Below are 17,087 nucleotides of genomic sequence, written 5' to 3' on the forward strand. Positions count from 1 at the left end.
GACGGGGCGGATGAAGCAATGAGTGTCATCGACAAACGTGAACGCGACCGCACCGCGGCGTTCGCCGCGCTGCTCGGGCAGTTTCCCGAGCAGCGTTGCGAAGCTGGCGCGGCGGGCACGATCGGCTACCGTGAGGCCGGCGCGCAGCAGGCAGGCCATACGCTGCCAGTCGTGCTGCTGCACGGGATCGGCTCGGGCGCCGCATCGTGGGTGAGCCAGCTCGACACGCTGCGCGCATCGCGCCGCGTGCTCGCGTGGGATGCGCCAGGTTACGGCGTGTCGACGCCCGTGCCCGGCGCGTCGCCGGCCGCTGCCGATTACGCGGCGTCGCTGAACGCGTGGCTCGAGGCACTCGGCATCGAACGCTGCGTGCTGGTCGGGCATTCGCTCGGCGCGATCATCGCCGGTGGACTCACCCGCGTGATGCCCGCGCGGATCGCCGGGCTGCTGCTGATTTCACCCGCGGGCGGTTATGGCAGTGCGCCCGCGCAAACGCGTGACACGCGCCGCGATGCACGCCTTGCCATGCTCGCGGAACTCGGCCCGGCCGGGCTCGCCGAGCAGCGCAGCGGCAACATGCTGTCGGGTTTCGCGAACGAGGAAGCCCGCGCGTGGGTGCGCTGGAACATGGCGCGCATCGTGCCGGCCGGCTATGCGCAGGCCACGCATCTGCTCGCGAACGCCGATCTCGCAGCCGATCTCGCCGGCTTTCGCGGCCGCACGGCGGTGGCCGTCGGCGCGAACGACGCGATCACGCCGCCGGCTGCGTGCGAGCGGATCGCCGCGGCCGCGCACGTCGGGCTGCAGGTGATTCCGCAGGCAGGCCATGCCGGTTATGTGGAAGCGCCGGCCATCTACTCCGCGCTGATCGACACGTTCTGTCGTCAGTGCGATACGCAGCGAGGGCTGTCATGAGCGAACCGCTGCAACAAAACGACTCCGACAACGCGAAGGCCGACGCCAACTACGTGGTGCCGGGCCTCGAACGCGGGCTGCGGATTCTCGCCGAATTCTCGCCGCGCGAACCGGTGCTCGGCGCGCCCGAACTGTCGAAACGGCTCGGCATTCCGCGCACGACGGTGTTCCGTCTGCTGCAGACGCTCGAATCGCTCGGCTTTCTCGAGCGCGCGGACAAGGATCGCAACTACAAGCTCGGCATCGCCGTGCTGCGGCTCGGCTTCGAATATCTGAGCTCGCTGGAACTGACCGATCTCGGCCTGCCGGTGATCGAGAGCCTGCGCGACGCGACCGGCTTCACGACGCACATCGTGATCCGCGACGGCCGCGACGTGGTGTTCGTCGCGAAGGCGCAGAGCCAGTCGCCGGTGTTCAGCTCGATCCGCGTGAACGTCGGCACACGGCTGCCCGCGCATGCGACGACGCACGGCCATGTGCTGATGGGCGACCTGTCGCTGTCGGAACTGCGTGCGCTGTATCCGGAAGGTGCGCTGAACCGGATGACGAGCGCGACGCCGGAAACGGTCGACGCGCTGTACGACATGATCCGCGAGGATGCACTGCGCGGCTACGGCGTCAGCAATTCGTCGTTCGAGCGCGGGATCTCGGTCGTCACGGCGCCGGTGCGCAACGAGACGCAGAAGATCGTCGCATGCATCACGGTGACGGTGCCGCGCCCGGAGATCGACGCGGCGCTGATTGCCGACGGGCTGATCGACAAGGTGCAGCGCGCGGCGGCGGAATTGTCGCGGCGGCTCAATTACCGCTCGGATGACGAGCACACGTTCATGAAGGCTTTGGGATTGAAATGAGACCCCCACGCATGCTTCGCACGCTGCCCCCCGAGGGGGCGGTCAATCCTCTTGGGGCGGCCCGGCGAGGACCGACGACATGATTGAGATCGATCTGACCGGGCAAGTGGCGGTGGTGACGGGCGGTTCGTCCGGCATCGGCCTCGCGACGGCCGAACGGTTCCTGCAGGCCGGCGCGTCGGTCGCGATTTGCGGCCGCGACGGCGAACGCCTCGCACGCGCCGAAGCGATGCTGCGCGACAAGTACGCCGATGCACAGCTGCTCGCCGCGCGCTGCAACGTGCTCGACGAAGCCGACGTGACCGCGTTCGCGCAGGCCGTTTCCGACCGTTTCGGCCGTGCCGACATGCTCGTCAACAACGCCGGCCAGGGTCGCGTGTCGACCTTCGCCGACACGACCGACGATGCGTGGCGCGAGGAACTCGAACTGAAGTACTTCAGCATCATCCGCCCGACGCGTGCGTTCCTGCCGCTGCTGCGCGATGCGGCCGCGCCGACGATCACCTGCGTGAACTCGCTGCTCGCGCTGCAACCCGAGCCGCACATGGTTGCGACGTCGTCCGCGCGTGCCGGCGTGCTGAGCCTCGTGAAGTCGCTCGCGACCGAACTTGCGCCGCAGCGCATCCGCGTGAACTCGATCCTGATCGGCATCGTCGAGTCGGGGCAGTGGCGCCGCCGCTACGATACGCAGGCGCAGCCCGGCGAAAGCTGGGAAGACTGGACGGGCGCGCTCGCGCGCAAGAAGAACATCCCGCTGAATCGCTTCGGCAAGCCTGACGAGGCCGCCTGGGCCCTTTTTTATCTCGCAACGCATCTGTCGTCCTACACGACGGGCAGCCATATCGACGTTTCTGGAGGCTTTGCACGCCATGTCTGAAAAAACCACGGTTGGCGAGCTGATTGCCGCCTTTCTCGAGCAGTGCGGCGTGAAGACCGCATTCGGTGTCATCTCGATCCACAACATGCCGATCCTCGACGCGATCAATTCGCGCGGCAACATCCGGTATGTCGGTGCACGCGGTGAAGCCGGCGCGCTGAACATGGCCGACGGGCTGGCCCGCGTGTCGGGCGGCCTCGGCGTCGCGTTCACGAGCACGGGCACGGCGGCGGGCAACGCGGCCGGCGCGATGGTCGAGGCGCTGACGGCCGGCACCGCGCTGCTGCACATCACCGGGCAGATCGAGACGCCGTATCTCGACCAGGATCTCGCGTACATCCACGAAGCGCCCGACCAGTTGTCGATGCTCGACTCGATTTCGAAGGCCGCGTTCCGCGTGCGCACGGTCGAAACCGTGCTGCCGACGATCCGCGAAGCCGTGCGCATCGCGCAGACCGCGCCGACGGGCCCCGTATCCGTCGAGATTCCGATCGACATCCAGGCGGCCGAGATCGAATGGCCGGAAGATCTCGCACCGGCTCACGTCGCCGTGCGCGAGCATGACAGCACGCGCGTCGCGAAGCTGGCCGACGCACTCGCGGCCAAGCGTCGCCCGCTGCTGTGGCTCGGCGGCGGTGCGCGCCATGCACGCGACGAAGTCGAACGCCTCGTGAAGCTCGGCTTCGGCGTCGTGACGAGCGTGCAGGGCCGCGGCGTGCTGCCGGAAGATCACCCGGCGACGCTCGGCGCGTTCAACGTGCATGCGTCGGTCGAAGCGTTCTACAAGACCTGCGATGCGCTCGTCGTGGTCGGCTCGCGCCTGCGCGGCAACGAGACGCTGAAGTACAAGCTCGCGCTGCCGCAGCCGCTGTTCCGCGTCGATGCCGATGCGCTGGCCGACAACCGCGGCTATCGCAACGCACTGTTCGTGCATGGCGATTCGAAGCGCGTGCTGGCCGAGCTGGCCGATCGCCTCGAAGGCCGTCTGTCGGTCGATCCGCAATTCGCGGCCGATCTCGCGGCGGCGCGCGAGGAGGCCGTGGCCGACGTGGCGAAGGGCCTCGGGCCGTACAAGAAGCTCGTCGACACGCTGCAGGGCGCGGTGGGCCGCGACTACAACTGGGTGCGCGACGTGACGATCTCGAACAGCACGTGGGGCAACCGCCTGCTGAAGATCTTCGAGCCGCGCGCCGGCGTGCATGCGCTCGGCGGCGGCATCGGCCAGGGCATCCAGATGGGCATCGGCGCGGCGCTCGCGGGCGCGGCGGCGAAGACGGTCTGCCTCGTCGGCGACGGCGGCCTGATGGTCAACGTCGGCGAGCTCGTCACGGCCGTGCAGGAAAACGCGAACGTGATGATCGTGCTGATGAACGACCAGTGCTACGGCGTGATCCGCAACATCCAGGATGCGCACTACGGCGGCCGCCGCTGCTTCGTGCAGTTGCACCAGCCCGATTTCGCGCAGTTCTGCGCGAGCTTCGGCCTCGCGCACTACCGGATCACGTCGCTCGAACAGGCCGAAGCGATCGTGCGCGAAGGAATCGCGAAGGAAGGGCCGGTGATGGTCGAGGTCGACATGCTGTCGGTCGGCGCGTTCGCGTCGAACTTCGCGGGGCCGCCGGTGAAGAAGGAAGCGCCGACGGAGCGCCAGTATGCGTAACGGGCACAAGCGGGCACCCGTCGACGTCGCGATGATCGGCTTCGGCGCGATCGGCGCGGCCGTGTACCGCGCGGTCGAGCACGATGCGTCGCTGCGCGTCGCGCACGTGATCGTGCCGGAGCACCAGCGCGCGGCGGTGCAGGCCGTGCTCGGCGACGCGGTGGAGGTCGTGTCGTCGGTCGACGCGCTGGCCCGCCGCCCCGCGTTCGCGCTCGAATGCGCAGGCCACGGCGCGCTCGTCGATCACGTCGTGCCGCTGCTGAAGGCCGGCACCGACTGCGCGGTCGCGTCGATCGGCGCGCTGTCCGATCTCGCGCTGCTCGACGTGCTGTCGCAGGCCGCCGACGACGGCGGCGCCACCGTGACGCTGCTGTCCGGCGCGATCGGCGGGATCGACGCGCTGGCGTCCGCGAAGCAGGGCGGGCTCGACGAGGTGCTGTACGTCGGCCGCAAGCCGCCGCTCGGCTGGCTCGACACGCCGGCCGAGGCGCTGTGCGACCTGCGCGCGATGACCGAGGAAAAGGTGATCTTCGAAGGCACCGCGCGCGACGCCGCGCGGCTGTATCCGAAGAACGCGAACGTCGCGGCGACGGTCGCGCTCGCGGGCCTCGGCCTCGACGCGACGCACGTGCGGCTGATCGCCGATCCGGCCGTCGAGCGCAACGTGCACCGCATCACCGCGCGCGGCGCATTCGGCGAGATGTCGCTGGAAATGAGCGGCAAGCCGTTGCCCGACAACCCGAAGACGTCCGCGCTGACCGCGTACAGCGCGATTCGCGCGCTGCGCAACCGCGCGGCCTGCTGCGTGATCTGACCGGACCATCGAGCGTCCGTCCGCGCCACGGCGAGGGCGGATGTGCAGAGACAGATTTGTGGGACTTGTGACATGACTCCTTTCGATACGAGCCTCGTACCCGACGGCAACATCCTGATCGGCGGCGAGTGGCGGCGCGGCCGTGGCGCGCCCTACGCGAGCATCTATCCGGCCGACCAGTCGGTGAACATGGAAGTGTCGACGGCGAACGCGGAAGACGCGGCCGACGCCGTCGTGGCGGCCGACGCCGCGTGGCGTCGCGCCGACTGGGCCGGGCTCAAGCCGCATCAACGCGCGCTGGTGCTGTACCGGATCGCGGACCTGATCATGCAGCGCCACGAGGCGCTCGCGAACCTGCAGCGCCGCGACAACGGCAAGCCGATCAGCGAGACGCGCGTGCTGGTGGCCAGCGCGGCGAACACGTTCCGCTATTTCGCGGCCTGCCTCGAAACGCTCGACGAAGAGCTGACGCCGTCGCGCGGCGACTACCTGACGATGAGCGTGCACGAGCCGATCGGCGTGATCGCGGCGATCACGCCGTGGAATTCGCCGATCGCATCCGATGCGCAGAAGCTCGCGCCGGCGCTCGCCGGCGGCAACGCGGTGGTGCTCAAGCCGGCCGAGGTCACGCCGCTCGTGTCGCTCGCGCTGGCGCGCATCTGCGAGGAAGCGGGCGTGCCGAAAGGCGTGCTGAGCGTGTTGCCGGGCAAGGGCTCGGTGATCGGCGACGTACTCGTGCGTCATCCGCTGGTGAAGAAAGTGTCGTTCACCGGTGGTACCGAAGTGGGCCGCGGCATCGCGCGCATCGCGGCGGAAAAGTTGATGCCCGTGTCGCTCGAACTCGGCGGCAAGTCGCCGACGATCGTCTGCGACGACGCCGATCTCGATCACGCGGTCAACGGCGTGCTGTACGGCATCTTCAGCTCGTCGGGCGAGGCGTGCATCGCCGGTTCGCGGCTGTTCGTGCAGCGCGCGGTGTACGACGCATTCATGCAGCGGCTGGTGGCCGGCGCACGCAAGCTGCGCGTGGGCGATCCGACGCGGCCCGATACGCAGATGGGCCCGCTGATCACCGCGAAGCATCGCGAATCGGTCGAACGCTACGTCGCGCTCGGGCTGGAAGAAGGCGGCCGCCTGCTGTGCGGCGGCGAGCGGCCGTCGGGCGACGGGCGCGAGGACGGCTTCTTCTATCAGCCGACGATTCTCGAAGGCTTGCCGAACAGCGCGCGCATCTGCCAGGAGGAAATCTTCGGGCCGGTGCTGGTCGCGATGCCGTTCGACGACGAAGCATCGCTGATCGCGCAGGCGAACGACAGCGTGTTCGGCCTCGCGGCCGGCATCTGGACGCGCGACTACAAGCGTGCGTGGCGCATCGCGCGGGCGCTGGAGACGGGCACCGTGTGGATCAACACGTACAAGCTGTTCTCGATTTCCACGCCGTTCTCGGGCTGGAAGGAGAGCGGGATGGGCCGCGAGAAGGGGCGTCTCGGCATCCGCGAGTACATGCAGCAGAAGAGCCTTTACTGGGGCTTGAACGACGCACCGCTGCCGTGGGCGAACTGAGCGAAGAGGAATGACACAATGAGCATCTTGGGAATCGAGCAGATCACGTACGGTGTCGACGATCTTGCCACTTGCCGGCGTTTTTTCGCCGACTGGGGCTTGAAGGAAGTCGCGCACGACGACACGCGCGCACGCTTCGAAACGATGAACGGCTGCACCGTGCTCGTCGTGAAGGCCGACGATCCGTCGCTGCCGCCCGCGTTCGAAGCGGGCCCGACGCTGCGTGAAGTCACGTGGGGCGTCGCGACGCGGCAGGAAGTCGACGCGCTGCGCTCGAAGCTCGCCGGCCAGCCCGGCTATTACGCGCAGGACGACGCGGTCGGCTGCATCGATCCGAACGGGATGGCGATCCGTATCGAAGTCACGCGCAAGCGCGCACTCGACATCACTGGCTCGCCGTCGAACGTGTGGGGCCACACGCTGCGTGTCGACCAGCCGAGCCCGATCTATGTGCGCGCGGAGCCGGTGGAGGTCGGCCACGTGGTGTTCTTCACGAACTGCCTCGACGCGCAGGAAACGTTCTATCACGAGCTGCTCGGCTTCGAGACGTCGGACCGTTATCCGGGCCGCGGCGCGTTCATGCGCTGCGCGCCGCACGGCGGCCATCACGACCTGTTCCTGCTCGCGCTGCCGAATGGCAAACGCGGCCTGAACCACGTCGCGTTCACCGTACGCGACATCCACGAAGTGTTCGGCGGCGGCATGCACATCGACCGCTGCGGCTGGGAAACGCAGCTCGGGCCGGGGCGTCATCCGGTGTCGTCCGCGTACTTCTGGTACTTCCAGAATCCGGCCGGCGCGCTGATCGAGTACTACGCGGACGAAGACGTGCTGACGCCCGAATGGCAACCGCGCGAATTCGAACCGGGCCCGACCGTGTTCGCCGAATGGGCCGTCGACGGCGGCCTCGACGGCAACACGCGCCGGCAGAAGAACGCGAAGGCGCCGGAAGGCAAGTTCATGACGGAGCGGAAATCTTGACGTTCTCCTATGCCTAAAGGCACAGGATTCCCACACCTGGCGATGCACGTCCGCATCGGAGAATGTTCAACGCAGCGTTGATATCACGATCATGCACGACACCACAGCTACTGCACGTCCATTCCCTTATTCGCAGTCCCGCGATACCTTTCGGCCGCGTCGCGCTGTCTTTCGACCCGCACGACGAACAGGACTGGGTAGAACCGCTTTCGTCGACTTCCTCGAACGTGGCTCCGTGCGCGATCGCTTTGTAGCGGAGCTTGTTCCGGAAGGACGACCAGGATGCGTCGTAGACGCTTTTCGCCATCTTGGTTCTGGCGAGTTTTGCGGCCGACACGTTGCCGACCGCGATGTAATCGAAGCGCCGCACCAGATCGAGCACCAACTTGTGCTGAAAATCGGATCTGGCATTAGCGACCTTGGCATGCAGCTTCGCGATATGCCGCTTGTGCTTTCGTGCCCTTTGAGCCTTCGCGAGTTTCTCCGCCGCGCGCCGACCGAATCGGTCATTAGGCAGCTTCTCGCCCGTCGAAAGTGTGGCGAACTCTTTCAGGCCGAGATCGATGCCGACACCAGAACGAATCGGTCGAGCCTGAACATCGGGTACATCGATCACGACGTTGAGAAACCAGTTGCCACGCGCATCCTGCGCAAAGTTGGTCCCGTCCTTGATCTTGCCTTCGGGAAGCGGCCGGCTGTTGAACACTCGGAAGGTGTTGCCGGCAAAGCGGAACGCGTCGCCTTCACGCTTCAGGTCGCGCCCTTTCAGCGGTACCCAGCCGAGCGTTCTCTTGCCGCGATAGCGCAGGTAAGGGCGTCGGTGCTGGCTACGGGATTGTGCGTACTGCAAGCAAGTTGCGTTGATCGTCCCAGAGTGGATGCCAAGCTCCTTGCTGCTGCCGCTCGTCAGTCCACTCAGGTCGAAACCCGTCGGCCACTTTTTGCTCCACTTGAGCGCGTGCTTCTGCGTGTTGTTGCAGAAGTTCCAGACGTAGTTCACCGCGCGGCTCTGCTTGTTAAGCAGTCCGTTGAGCGATTTCACCCGGTAGCGGTAGACAAGGATCATGCCGGTGATCCTAACCCGTGGAAGAAGCTGCTTGTCAACAGCTCTCCTTTCTTTCCCGCTTTGGATGGTGGGGTTTCTTGGAGAAAAAACGGATGAACGAAGCAGACACGCAGGAGCAGCCCGCGCCGGGCACCGTCGTCGTGATCGGCGGCGGCCAGGCGGCCGGCTGGGTGCTGAAGACGCTGCGCGCGGAAGGCTTCGCGGGCCGCCTCGTGATGATCGCCGACGAGCCGCATCTGCCGTACGAGCGCCCGCCGCTGTCGAAGGCCGTGCTGGCCGGCGACGCCGACATTGAAACGGTGCGCGTCGTGCGCCCCGACGAATTCGACGCGCTGAACGTCGAGGCATGGCAGCCGGAACGTGCGGCGTCGATCGATCGCGCCCGCCGCGTGGTGAAAACCGAAAGCGGCCGCGAGATCGAATACGACCGCCTCGTGATCGCGACCGGCGGCACGTCGCGCCGCTTGCCCGATGCGCTCGTCAACACGCCTAACCTGCATTACCTGCGCACGCTCGACGAAGCGGCCGCGCTCGGCGAGAAGCTGCGCGCGAGCCGGCGCGTGCTCGTGATCGGCGGTGGCTGGATCGGCCTCGAAGTCGCGGCGACCGCGCGCAAGCTCGGCGTCGAAGCGGTGGTCGTCGAAGGTGCGCCGCGTCTGTGCGGTCGCTCGGTGCCGCAGATCGTGTCGGACTTCCTGCTCGATCTGCATCGCTCGAACGGCGTCGACGTGCGGCTCGGCGCGGCGCTCGCGTCGCTCGCTGCACAGCCGGACGATGCGTCGAAGGTACGCGCGACGCTCGCCGACGGCACGACGATCGACGCCGATTTCGCGGTGGCCGGCATCGGCCTCGCGCTGAACGCGTCGCTTGCGAGCGACGCGGGGCTCGCGGTCGATGACGGTATCGTCGTCGATGAATACGGCGCGACGAGCGACCCGGCAATCTTCGCGTGCGGCGACGTCGCGAACCATCACAACGGCTGGCTGAAGCGGCGCGTGCGGCTCGAATCGTGGGCCAACGCGCAGAACCAGGCGATCGCGGCGGCGAAGGCCGTGCTCGGCGTGCGCGCGCCGTACGCGGAGATTCCGTGGTTCTGGTCCGATCAGTACGACGTGAACCTGCAGATCCTCGGCGATCTGCCGGCCGATGCGCAGCTCGTCGTGCGCGGCGATCTCGCCGCGCGTCGTGCGACGCTGTTTTTCGTGGGCGACGGACATGTGAGAGGTGTCGTCGCCGTGAACAACGCGCGTGAGCTGAAGCTCGCGCGCAAGTGGATGAACCAGGGCCGGGCAGTGAACACGGAAGCCCTGGCAGACACGACCCAAGCGCTTGCCTGACCGAGATCCAGGAGACACCCCGCATGAGCACTTTCGACAACGTCGTGGCCGGCAGGGCCACGATGGAAGCTGCCGCCTCCACGCCCGGCGCGATCATCGCGCGGCTCGAGCGGCTTCCGGCCAACGCGATGCAGATCCGCGCACGCGTGCTGATCGGCACCGCGACGTTCTTCGACGGCTTCGACGTGATCACGATCGCGGCGACGCTGCCGCTGCTGATTCACAAATGGGGGCTGTCGCCGACACAGATCGGCATGCTGATCGCGTCCGGCGCGATCGGCCAGCTGATCGGCGCATTCCTGTTTCCCGCGCTCGCGGAAAAGCATGGCCGCGTGAAAGCGATCGCGTGGAGCTCGGCGGTGATCGGCATCACGAGCATCGCGTGCGGCTTCGCGCCGACGTTCGAGATCTTCGTGCTGCTGCGGATCTTGCAGGGGCTCGGGCTGGGCGGCGAGTTGCCGGTGGCGGCCACGTACATCAACGAGATTACCCGCGCGCATGGCCGCGGCCGGTTCGTGCTGCTGTACGAGATCGTGTTCCCGATCGGCCTGCTGGTATCGATGGCGCTCGGCGCGTGGCTCGTGCCGCGCTTCGGCTGGGAGATCATGTACTTCGTCGGCGGGCTGCCGGTGATCCTGTCGCTCGTGCTCGCGCGCCTCGTGCCGGAATCGCCGCGCTGGCTCGCGTCGCGCGGGCGGCTCGCGGAAGCCGGGCGGGCGGTCGGCGTGTTCGAAGGATCGGTGCGCGGCGAGCTGCCGCCGGTCACGCAGGCGGCCGCGTTCGACGAGATGGTGCGCCAGCATCCGAAGCGCAGGATGAGCGACCTGTTCAGCGCCGCGTATCGCAAACGCACGCTCGCGGTGGCGACGCTGTGGGCGACCTGCGGGTTCATCCAGTACGGGCTGTCCACGTGGCTGCCGACGATCTACAAGAACTTCTATCACGCGCCGCTGCAGCTCGCACTGAACCTCGCGGTAATCGGTTCGGTGATGGGCGTGCTCGGGTCGCTGGCCTCCGCGCTGCTGGTCGACAAGCTCGGCCGCAAGCCGGTGATCGTGTGGTCGTTCGTGCTGTGCGCGCTGTCGCTGGCGTTCGCGGGTATCTATCACGCGTCGTCGGTGTACGTGGTCGCGATCTTCTGTTCGCTGTCGCTCGGGCTGATGGCGTCGGGCTTCATTACCGCGTACGTCTACACGCCCGAACAGTATCCGACGAGCATCCGCGCGTCGGGCTGCGGGCTCGGCAGCGCGTGGCTGAAGATCGCGTCGTTCGCCGCGCCGATGATCGTGCCGCACGCGATCATCGGCGGGAACCTCGCGCCGGCGTTCTACCTGATCGGCGTCGTGCCGCTGATCGCGGCGGCGACCGTGCATTTCGTCGGGATCGAGACGAAGGGCAAGGTGCTGGAGGCGCTCGAGGCGTGAGTGTGGTCGGCAGTAGTGGATGAGGTGCTCGGGCCCGGGGGATGCTCCCCGGGCCTTTTTGTTTCGCGGTGAATCGGTCGTTCCATGTCGAGCGTTGCAAACGGGCGCCATGGCTGCCGCATGGGTCACGTGTTCTAATTCACGGTCCCGATTTTCATCATGCCGCGCCATGCCCCTGTTCGAACCCGTCACGTTGCATACCTCCCGCCTCGTCCTGCGGCCGCTTCGCGACGCCGACGCACCGGCCTTCTTCGAGATCTGGTCCGATGCGGAAGCGATGCGCTATTTCTCGTTCTCGCCGATGACGCAGATCGAGCAGGCCGAGGCGCGCGTCGCACGCAACGTGCAGACGTCCGCGAGCGGGGACAGCCTGGTCTGCGTGCTGGAACTGCGGGAAACTGGCGAAGCGCTCGGCGAATGCGCGCTGTTCCATGCGAACGCGCAATGCCGGCGTGCGGAGATCGGCTTTTGCCTGCGGCGCGCGTTCTGGCGCGGCGGATACATGCGCGAAGCGGCATCGGCCATGATCGAGCATGCATTCGGTACGCTGCGGCTGAACCGGCTCGAGGCCGATATCGATCCGCGCAACATTGCGTCGGCGCGGCTGCTCGAACGGCTGGGCTTCGTCCGGGAAGGGCTGCTGCGCGAACGCTGGATCGTCGGCGACGAAGTGTCGGACAGCGCGCTGTACGGGTTGCTGGCGAGCGATCGCGGCGCGTAGGCGGCCGACTTGCCGGATTCACGGCGCGAACGTACGCTTGGTCGATATCACGGTCCACCTACAGGTTCTCGACCATGCAAGCTCATCCTCTGCGTCTTTCCCCCGGCGACGATTTGCGCGGCGCCATCGAGGCAGCGCTACATCGACATGAAGCGCACGCGGCCTTCGTAATCCAGGGCATCGGCAGCCTGAGCGTCGCGCAGTTGCGCTTCGCCGGCGTCGATCGGCCGACCGAGCTGCGCGGCGACTTCGAAATCCTGACGCTGGCCGGCTCGGTGTCGCCGGACGGCGCGCATCTGCATATGTCGATCTCGGATGCAGCGGGCCGCGTGACCGGCGGCCATGTCGCGAGCGGCTGCGTGGTGCGCACGACGGCCGAGATCCTGCTCGCGCTGCTGCCCGCGCATCGTTTCTCGCGCGAGCATGATGGGGGCACCGGCTTCAACGAACTGGTGATCCGTCGCGAATCGGGCGGCGACGCCGCATGAATGCGTCGATGCATCGATCGCTGCGTCCTTTCCGCGCCGCATAAAAAAAGCGCCGAGGCCTTTCGGCCCGCGGCGCCTTTCGGTGCGCTGCGACGTCGACCACCCGCCGCAGCCCGACTGCGTGCTTACATCTGCACGGTGTCGGCGACTTCCTTGAAGTCTTCGATCTGGTCGAAGTTCATGTACTGGTAGATCTTGTCGCCGTTCGCGGTGAGCACGCCCATGTCGGCCATGTACTCTTCCTTGGTCGGGATCTTGCCCAGACGCGAGCAGATCGCCGCCAGTTCAGCGGAGCCGAGGTACACGTTCGTGTTCTTGCCGAGACGGTTCGGGAAGTTGCGGGTCGACGTCGACATCACCGTCGCGCCTTCGCGCACCTGTGCCTGGTTACCCATGCACAGCGAGCAGCCCGGCATTTCGGTCCGTGCGCCGGCCGTGCCGAACACGCCATAGTGGCCTTCTTCCGTCAGCTGCTTCTGGTCCATCTTGGTCGGCGGCGCGACCCACAGCTTGACCGGAATGTCGCGCTTGCCTTCGAGCAGCTTCGACGCGGCACGGAAGTGACCGATGTTGGTCATGCACGAACCGATGAACACTTCGTCGATCTTCGCACCGGCGACGTCCGACAGCGTCTTCACGTCGTCCGGGTCGTTCGGGCAGGCGACGATCGGCTCGTGGATGTCGGCGAGGTCGATCTCGATGACGGCCGCGTACTCGGCGTCGGCATCCGGCGACAGCAGTTGCGGGTCGGCCAGCCATTGTTCCATCGCGGCGATACGGCGCTGCAGGCTGCGCGGATCCTGGTAGCCCTGCGCGATCATCCACTTGAGCAGCGTGACGTTGCTGTTCAGGTACTCGATGATCGGTTCCTTGTTCAGGTGCACCGTGCAACCGGCGGCCGAACGCTCGGCCGACGCATCCGACAGCTCGAACGCTTGCTCGACCTTCAGGTCGGGCAGGCCTTCGATTTCGAGAATGCGGCCCGAGAAGATGTTCTTCTTGCCTTGCTTGGCGACCGTCAGCATGCCTTGCTTGATCGCGTACAGCGGGATCGCGTTGACGAGGTCGCGCAGCGTGACGCCCGGCTGCATCTTGCCCTTGAAGCGGACCAGCACCGATTCCGGCATGTCCAGCGGCATCGTGCCGGTGGCGGCCGCGAACGCGACGAGGCCCGAGCCTGCCGGGAAGCTGATGCCGATCGGGAAGCGCGTGTGCGAATCGCCGCCGGTGCCGACGGTGTCGGGCAGCAGCATGCGGTTCAGCCACGAGTGGATCACGCCGTCGCCCGGGCGCAGCGCGATGCCGCCGCGCGTGCTGATGAAGTTCGGCAGCGTCTGGTGCGTCTTCACGTCGACCGGCTTCGGATACGCGGCGGTGTGGCAGAACGACTGCATCACGAGGTCGGCCGAGAAGCCGAGGCAGGCCAGATCCTTCAGTTCGTCGCGGGTCATCGGGCCCGTGGTGTCCTGCGAGCCGACCGAGGTCATCTTCGGTTCGCAGTACGTGCCCGGGCGCACGCCCTGGCCTTCCGGCAGACCGCACGCGCGGCCGACCATCTTCTGCGCGAGCGAGAAGCCCTTGCCGCTGTCGGCCGGCTGATGCGGCAGGCGGAACAGCGTCGACGGCGCGAGGCCGAGCGCTTCACGCGCCTTCGCGGTCAGGCCGCGGCCGATGATCAGCGGAATGCGGCCGCCGGCGCGCACTTCGTCGAACAGCACGTCGGACTTCACCTGGAATTCGGCGATGACCTGGCCGTCCTTCAGCGCCTTGCCTTCGTACGGGCGCAGTTCGACCACGTCGCCCATGTTCATTTGCGACACGTCGAGCTCGATCGGCAGCGCGCCGGCGTCTTCCATCGTGTTGTAGAAGATCGGAGCGATCTTGCCGCCGAGGCACACGCCGCCGAAACGCTTGTTCGGGACGAACGGGATGTCTTCGCCGGTGAACCACAGCACCGAGTTGGTGGCCGACTTGCGCGAGGAGCCGGTGCCGACCACGTCGCCGACGTAGGCGACCAGGTGCCCCTTTTCCTTCAGCGATTCGATGAACTTGACCGGGCCGCGCTTGCCGTCTTCTTCCGGCGTGATGCCCGGGCGCGCGTTCTTCAGCATCGCGAGCGCGTGCATCGGGATGTCCGGGCGGGTGGTGGCGTCCGGCGCCGGCGATAGATCGTCGGTGTTGGTTTCGCCCGTGACCTTGAACACGGTGATGGTCAGGCTTTCCGGCACTTCCGGACGGCTCGTGAACCATTCGGCGTCGGCCCAGCTCTGCAGCACGGCCTTCGCGTGCGCGTTGCCCTTGTCGGCGAGTTCCTTCACGTCATGGAACTGGTCGAACATCAGCAGGGTTTTCTTCAGCGCGTCGGCGGCGACCGCGGCGACGGCTTCATCGGACAGCAGCTCGATCAGCGGCTGGATGTTGTAGCCGCCGAGCATCGTGCCGAGCAGCTCGGTCGCGCGTTCGCGCGAGATGAGCGGGCAGGCGGTCTCGCCCTTGGCCACGGCGGCCAGGAAGCCGGCCTTCACGCGGGCGGCTTCGTCGACGCCGGCGGGCACGCGATGGGTGATCAGGTCGACCAGCGTCTGCTCTTCGCCGGCGGGCGGGTTGGTCAGCAATTCGACCAGTTCGGCGGTCTGCTGAGCCGTCAGCGGCAGGGGAGGAATACCGAGCGCGGCGCGGGCGGCCACGTGAGCACGAAAGTTTTCAAGCATGGGGAGACCTGCTGATATTGCGTTTGAGGGGAAGGCCTTGCCGGCACTCCGGGGCTATTCCAGGCACTACTTTGAGCGGGATTCTAATCTCAATGATCTGGAACGTCAAATGTCTTATGTCTTATATAAGACTTGGTGGTGCGAAAAGACGGCACACGCGGCTCCATGACGGAGCGGGCCTTGTCGGGCGGGGGGCGGCGGGCGGATGCAGGGTGCCGGTTCAGGTCGTCGGTGTCGCACATATCTGCACAAGCCCGCAGGAAACGGTACACACCGGGCGGGCTCGGGCCGCTACGCTTGCTGCCACGCAGCTTGCAATCGGGTGCCGGAACGGGAGGCGGAAGTCGTCGAGCGCCTGTCGATTCGCCCCGGGCGGTAGCGATTCCTTTGACTCCGGCGATCCACGACATGCATTTCAGAGACGCGATTTTCCTGATAGTGGCGCTCGTCGCGTCGCCGGCCGTTCACGCGGCCACGCCCGGCGACGAAGCGCGGGATGCGGCGAGCCGGCCGGTCGCGCTGGTCTATCGCGGCCCTGCCGCATGCGACGGGTGCGCCGAAACCATCGCCAGACGCCTGCGGGAATCGGACTACCGGTTCCGGGTGATCTACGTGGGGCCGGCGGAAAAGCTCAAGATCACGCCCGCGGCACTGGCCGGTGCCGCGCTCTATGTGCAGCCCGGCGGCGGGCAGGACATTCCCGGCGCGGCAGCCAGCATCGGCCGAAATGAACTCCGGGCCGTGCGGCGATACGTCGCGAACGGCGGCCGATACCTCGGACTCTGCATGGGCGCCTACCTGGCCGGCGAACAGGGTTTCGGGCTGGTTGCCGGCGACATCGACGCCGAGGTCGACCGGCCGGGTTCGACGCTTCACGGCGTCGCCGACACGGTGACGCCGGTCGTCTGGCGCGGGAAAAAGCGCTGGATCTACTTTCAGGACGGCGCGAGGCTCCCGGTCGCGCCGATCGGCTCCGGCGGGATCGTGCTGGCGATCTACCCGAACAAGGACATCGCGGCCGCCACGTACCGCTACGGCAAAGGGCGCGTCGGCCTTGCCGGCCCGCATCCGGAGGCCGATGAAAGCTGGTATCGCCAGAACGGTCTCACGAACCCGGACGGCGTGGTGCCGGACATGGCCTACGACCTGATCGACGCGACGATGAAGCCGTAGCGGAGGTGCTGCGGCGCGCCGCTTATTTGTGTTTGGCGCGATACGCGTCGAGATTTTTCCGCGCCTGCGCGCGGATCGCGCGCTGCATGAACGGCGTCCAGCCGAGCAGCGCGCCTTTCATCCCGAGCGCCTGACGCGCCCAGCGCCACAGATCGAAGTGGTCGCGATGCTCGACGATGCGTCCGTCGCGAAACCGGAAGCGTGCGTCGATCCGGTTGACCACCGTCCGTCCGGTCGCGGCGAACCGGTACTGCGCGCTCCACTGCGCGCGCCCGGTTTGTTCGTCCGCGGCGACTTCGCCGAACGTCAGCGAGAACGCCTGCGCCCGCGCGACCAGCATCCGCCACATGTCGCGCGCGAGCTCGCCGCGCAGTTCGCCGAATGCGGGATCGCTGAACACGATGTCGTCGGCATAGCACGCGAGCATCGCGTCGACGTCGCGCTGCTGGAAGGCCGTGTAGAAGCGCTGGATCAACGCGGTGTTCGGATCGGTCATTTTTGGC

Annotated in this window: 15 protein-coding genes; 12 read left to right on the forward strand and 3 right to left on the reverse strand. The window is 67.0% G+C overall.

Annotated features, from left to right (window positions below; genetic code table 11):
- The first annotated feature begins 18 nt into the window (after positions 1–18).
- From HWX14_RS11000 to HWX14_RS11030, 7 genes are all read left to right on the forward strand, one after another.
- Positions 19–915 carry an alpha/beta hydrolase gene (locus HWX14_RS11000; RefSeq protein ID WP_175882741.1) on the forward strand — a complete coding sequence of 299 codons (897 nt, stop codon included), beginning with the start codon at positions 19–21 and terminating at the stop codon, positions 913–915.
- The gene (locus HWX14_RS11005; protein WP_175882742.1) at positions 912–1,769 is read left to right on the forward strand and encodes an IclR family transcriptional regulator; all 858 of its coding nucleotides are present in this window, start codon (positions 912–914) and stop codon (positions 1,767–1,769) included. Before HWX14_RS11000 ends, HWX14_RS11005 begins: the two co-directional genes overlap by 4 nt.
- 79 nt (positions 1,770–1,848) lie before the next feature.
- The gene (locus tag HWX14_RS11010; protein WP_175882743.1) at positions 1,849–2,646 is read left to right on the forward strand and encodes an SDR family oxidoreductase; all 798 of its coding nucleotides are present in this window, start codon (positions 1,849–1,851) and stop codon (positions 2,644–2,646) included.
- The gene (locus HWX14_RS11015) at positions 2,639–4,306 is read left to right on the forward strand and encodes a thiamine pyrophosphate-binding protein (RefSeq protein ID WP_175882744.1); all 1,668 of its coding nucleotides are present in this window, start codon (positions 2,639–2,641) and stop codon (positions 4,304–4,306) included. Before HWX14_RS11010 ends, HWX14_RS11015 begins: the two co-directional genes overlap by 8 nt.
- Positions 4,299–5,120, forward strand: a complete 822-nt coding sequence (locus HWX14_RS11020) for an aspartate dehydrogenase (RefSeq protein WP_175882745.1) — start codon at positions 4,299–4,301, stop codon at positions 5,118–5,120. Before HWX14_RS11015 ends, HWX14_RS11020 begins: the two co-directional genes overlap by 8 nt.
- Before the next feature lie 72 nt (positions 5,121–5,192).
- Complete coding sequence (locus tag HWX14_RS11025) at positions 5,193–6,683, forward strand: aldehyde dehydrogenase (RefSeq protein WP_175882746.1); 1,491 nt, start codon at positions 5,193–5,195, stop codon at positions 6,681–6,683.
- A gap of 18 nt (positions 6,684–6,701) precedes the next feature.
- On the forward strand, positions 6,702–7,664 hold the full coding sequence (locus HWX14_RS11030) for a VOC family protein (protein ID WP_175882747.1): 963 nt from the start codon (positions 6,702–6,704) through the stop codon (positions 7,662–7,664).
- A gap of 13 nt (positions 7,665–7,677) precedes the next feature.
- Here HWX14_RS11030 and HWX14_RS11035 read toward each other — a convergent pair whose 3' ends face one another.
- Positions 7,678–8,730, reverse strand: coding sequence for an RNA-guided endonuclease TnpB family protein (locus HWX14_RS11035; RefSeq protein ID WP_175882748.1), 1,053 nt, complete (start codon positions 8,728–8,730; stop codon positions 7,678–7,680).
- 92 nt (positions 8,731–8,822) lie between these two features.
- Here HWX14_RS11035 and HWX14_RS11040 point away from each other — a divergent pair, with 92 nt between their 5' ends.
- The 4 genes from HWX14_RS11040 to HWX14_RS11055 all read left to right on the forward strand — a co-directional run bounded on the left by HWX14_RS11040 (position 8,823) and on the right by HWX14_RS11055 (position 12,700).
- Positions 8,823–10,067, forward strand: coding sequence for an FAD-dependent oxidoreductase (locus tag HWX14_RS11040; protein WP_175882749.1), 1,245 nt, complete (start codon positions 8,823–8,825; stop codon positions 10,065–10,067).
- A gap of 23 nt (positions 10,068–10,090) precedes the next feature.
- Entirely contained in the window at positions 10,091–11,491 is a 1,401-nt protein-coding gene (locus tag HWX14_RS11045) for an MFS transporter (protein ID WP_175882750.1), read from the forward strand.
- 169 nt (positions 11,492–11,660) lie between these two features.
- Entirely contained in the window at positions 11,661–12,212 is a 552-nt protein-coding gene (locus HWX14_RS11050) for a GNAT family N-acetyltransferase (protein ID WP_175882751.1), read from the forward strand.
- Between the two features lie 74 nt (positions 12,213–12,286).
- Positions 12,287–12,700, forward strand: a complete 414-nt coding sequence (locus HWX14_RS11055; RefSeq protein ID WP_175882752.1) for a PPC domain-containing DNA-binding protein — start codon at positions 12,287–12,289, stop codon at positions 12,698–12,700.
- Positions 12,701–12,825: 125 nt separating this feature from the next.
- Here the strand turns inward: HWX14_RS11055 and acnB are convergent, their stop codons facing one another.
- Entirely contained in the window at positions 12,826–15,411 is a 2,586-nt protein-coding gene (acnB, locus tag HWX14_RS11060; RefSeq protein WP_175882753.1) for a bifunctional aconitate hydratase 2/2-methylisocitrate dehydratase, read from the reverse strand.
- Between the two features lie 438 nt (positions 15,412–15,849).
- On the opposite strand from acnB, the gene HWX14_RS11065 reads away from it, so the two are divergent.
- Positions 15,850–16,584: a BPL-N domain-containing protein gene (locus tag HWX14_RS11065; RefSeq protein WP_244130201.1), complete on the forward strand. Its 735-nt coding sequence runs from the start codon at positions 15,850–15,852 to the stop codon at positions 16,582–16,584.
- Positions 16,585–16,606: 22 nt separating this feature from the next.
- On the opposite strand, the gene HWX14_RS11070 is transcribed toward HWX14_RS11065, so the two are convergent.
- Positions 16,607–17,080, reverse strand: a complete 474-nt coding sequence (locus HWX14_RS11070; protein ID WP_175882754.1) for a nuclear transport factor 2 family protein — start codon at positions 17,078–17,080, stop codon at positions 16,607–16,609.
- Between the last annotated feature and the right edge of the window lie 7 nt (positions 17,081–17,087).

The sequence above is a fragment of the Burkholderia sp. BCC0044 genome (assembly GCF_902832955.1).
Lineage (GTDB): Bacteria > Pseudomonadota > Gammaproteobacteria > Burkholderiales > Burkholderiaceae > Burkholderia.

Bases quoted from the DNA above. Each gene is read 5' to 3' on its own strand.
- HWX14_RS11025 (WP_175882746.1), top strand. From the start codon at position 5,193: ATGACTCCTTTCGATACGAGCCTCGTACCCGACGGCAACATCCTGATC.
- HWX14_RS11035 (WP_175882748.1), bottom strand. From the start codon at position 8,730: ATGATCCTTGTCTACCGCTACCGGGTGAAATCGCTCAACGGACTGCTT.
- HWX14_RS11020 (WP_175882745.1), top strand. From the start codon at position 4,299: ATGCGTAACGGGCACAAGCGGGCACCCGTCGACGTCGCGATGATCGGC.
- HWX14_RS11015 (WP_175882744.1), top strand. From the start codon at position 2,639: ATGTCTGAAAAAACCACGGTTGGCGAGCTGATTGCCGCCTTTCTCGAG.
- HWX14_RS11010 (WP_175882743.1), top strand. From the start codon at position 1,849: ATGATTGAGATCGATCTGACCGGGCAAGTGGCGGTGGTGACGGGCGGT.
- HWX14_RS11070 (WP_175882754.1), bottom strand. From the start codon at position 17,080: ATGACCGATCCGAACACCGCGTTGATCCAGCGCTTCTACACGGCCTTC.
- HWX14_RS11005 (WP_175882742.1), top strand. From the start codon at position 912: ATGAGCGAACCGCTGCAACAAAACGACTCCGACAACGCGAAGGCCGAC.
- HWX14_RS11055 (WP_175882752.1), top strand. From the start codon at position 12,287: ATGCAAGCTCATCCTCTGCGTCTTTCCCCCGGCGACGATTTGCGCGGC.
- acnB (WP_175882753.1), bottom strand. From the start codon at position 15,411: ATGCTTGAAAACTTTCGTGCTCACGTGGCCGCCCGCGCCGCGCTCGGT.
- HWX14_RS11000 (WP_175882741.1), top strand. From the start codon at position 19: ATGAGTGTCATCGACAAACGTGAACGCGACCGCACCGCGGCGTTCGCC.
- HWX14_RS11040 (WP_175882749.1), top strand. From the start codon at position 8,823: ATGAACGAAGCAGACACGCAGGAGCAGCCCGCGCCGGGCACCGTCGTC.
- HWX14_RS11030 (WP_175882747.1), top strand. From the start codon at position 6,702: ATGAGCATCTTGGGAATCGAGCAGATCACGTACGGTGTCGACGATCTT.
- HWX14_RS11050 (WP_175882751.1), top strand. From the start codon at position 11,661: ATGCCCCTGTTCGAACCCGTCACGTTGCATACCTCCCGCCTCGTCCTG.
- HWX14_RS11045 (WP_175882750.1), top strand. From the start codon at position 10,091: ATGAGCACTTTCGACAACGTCGTGGCCGGCAGGGCCACGATGGAAGCT.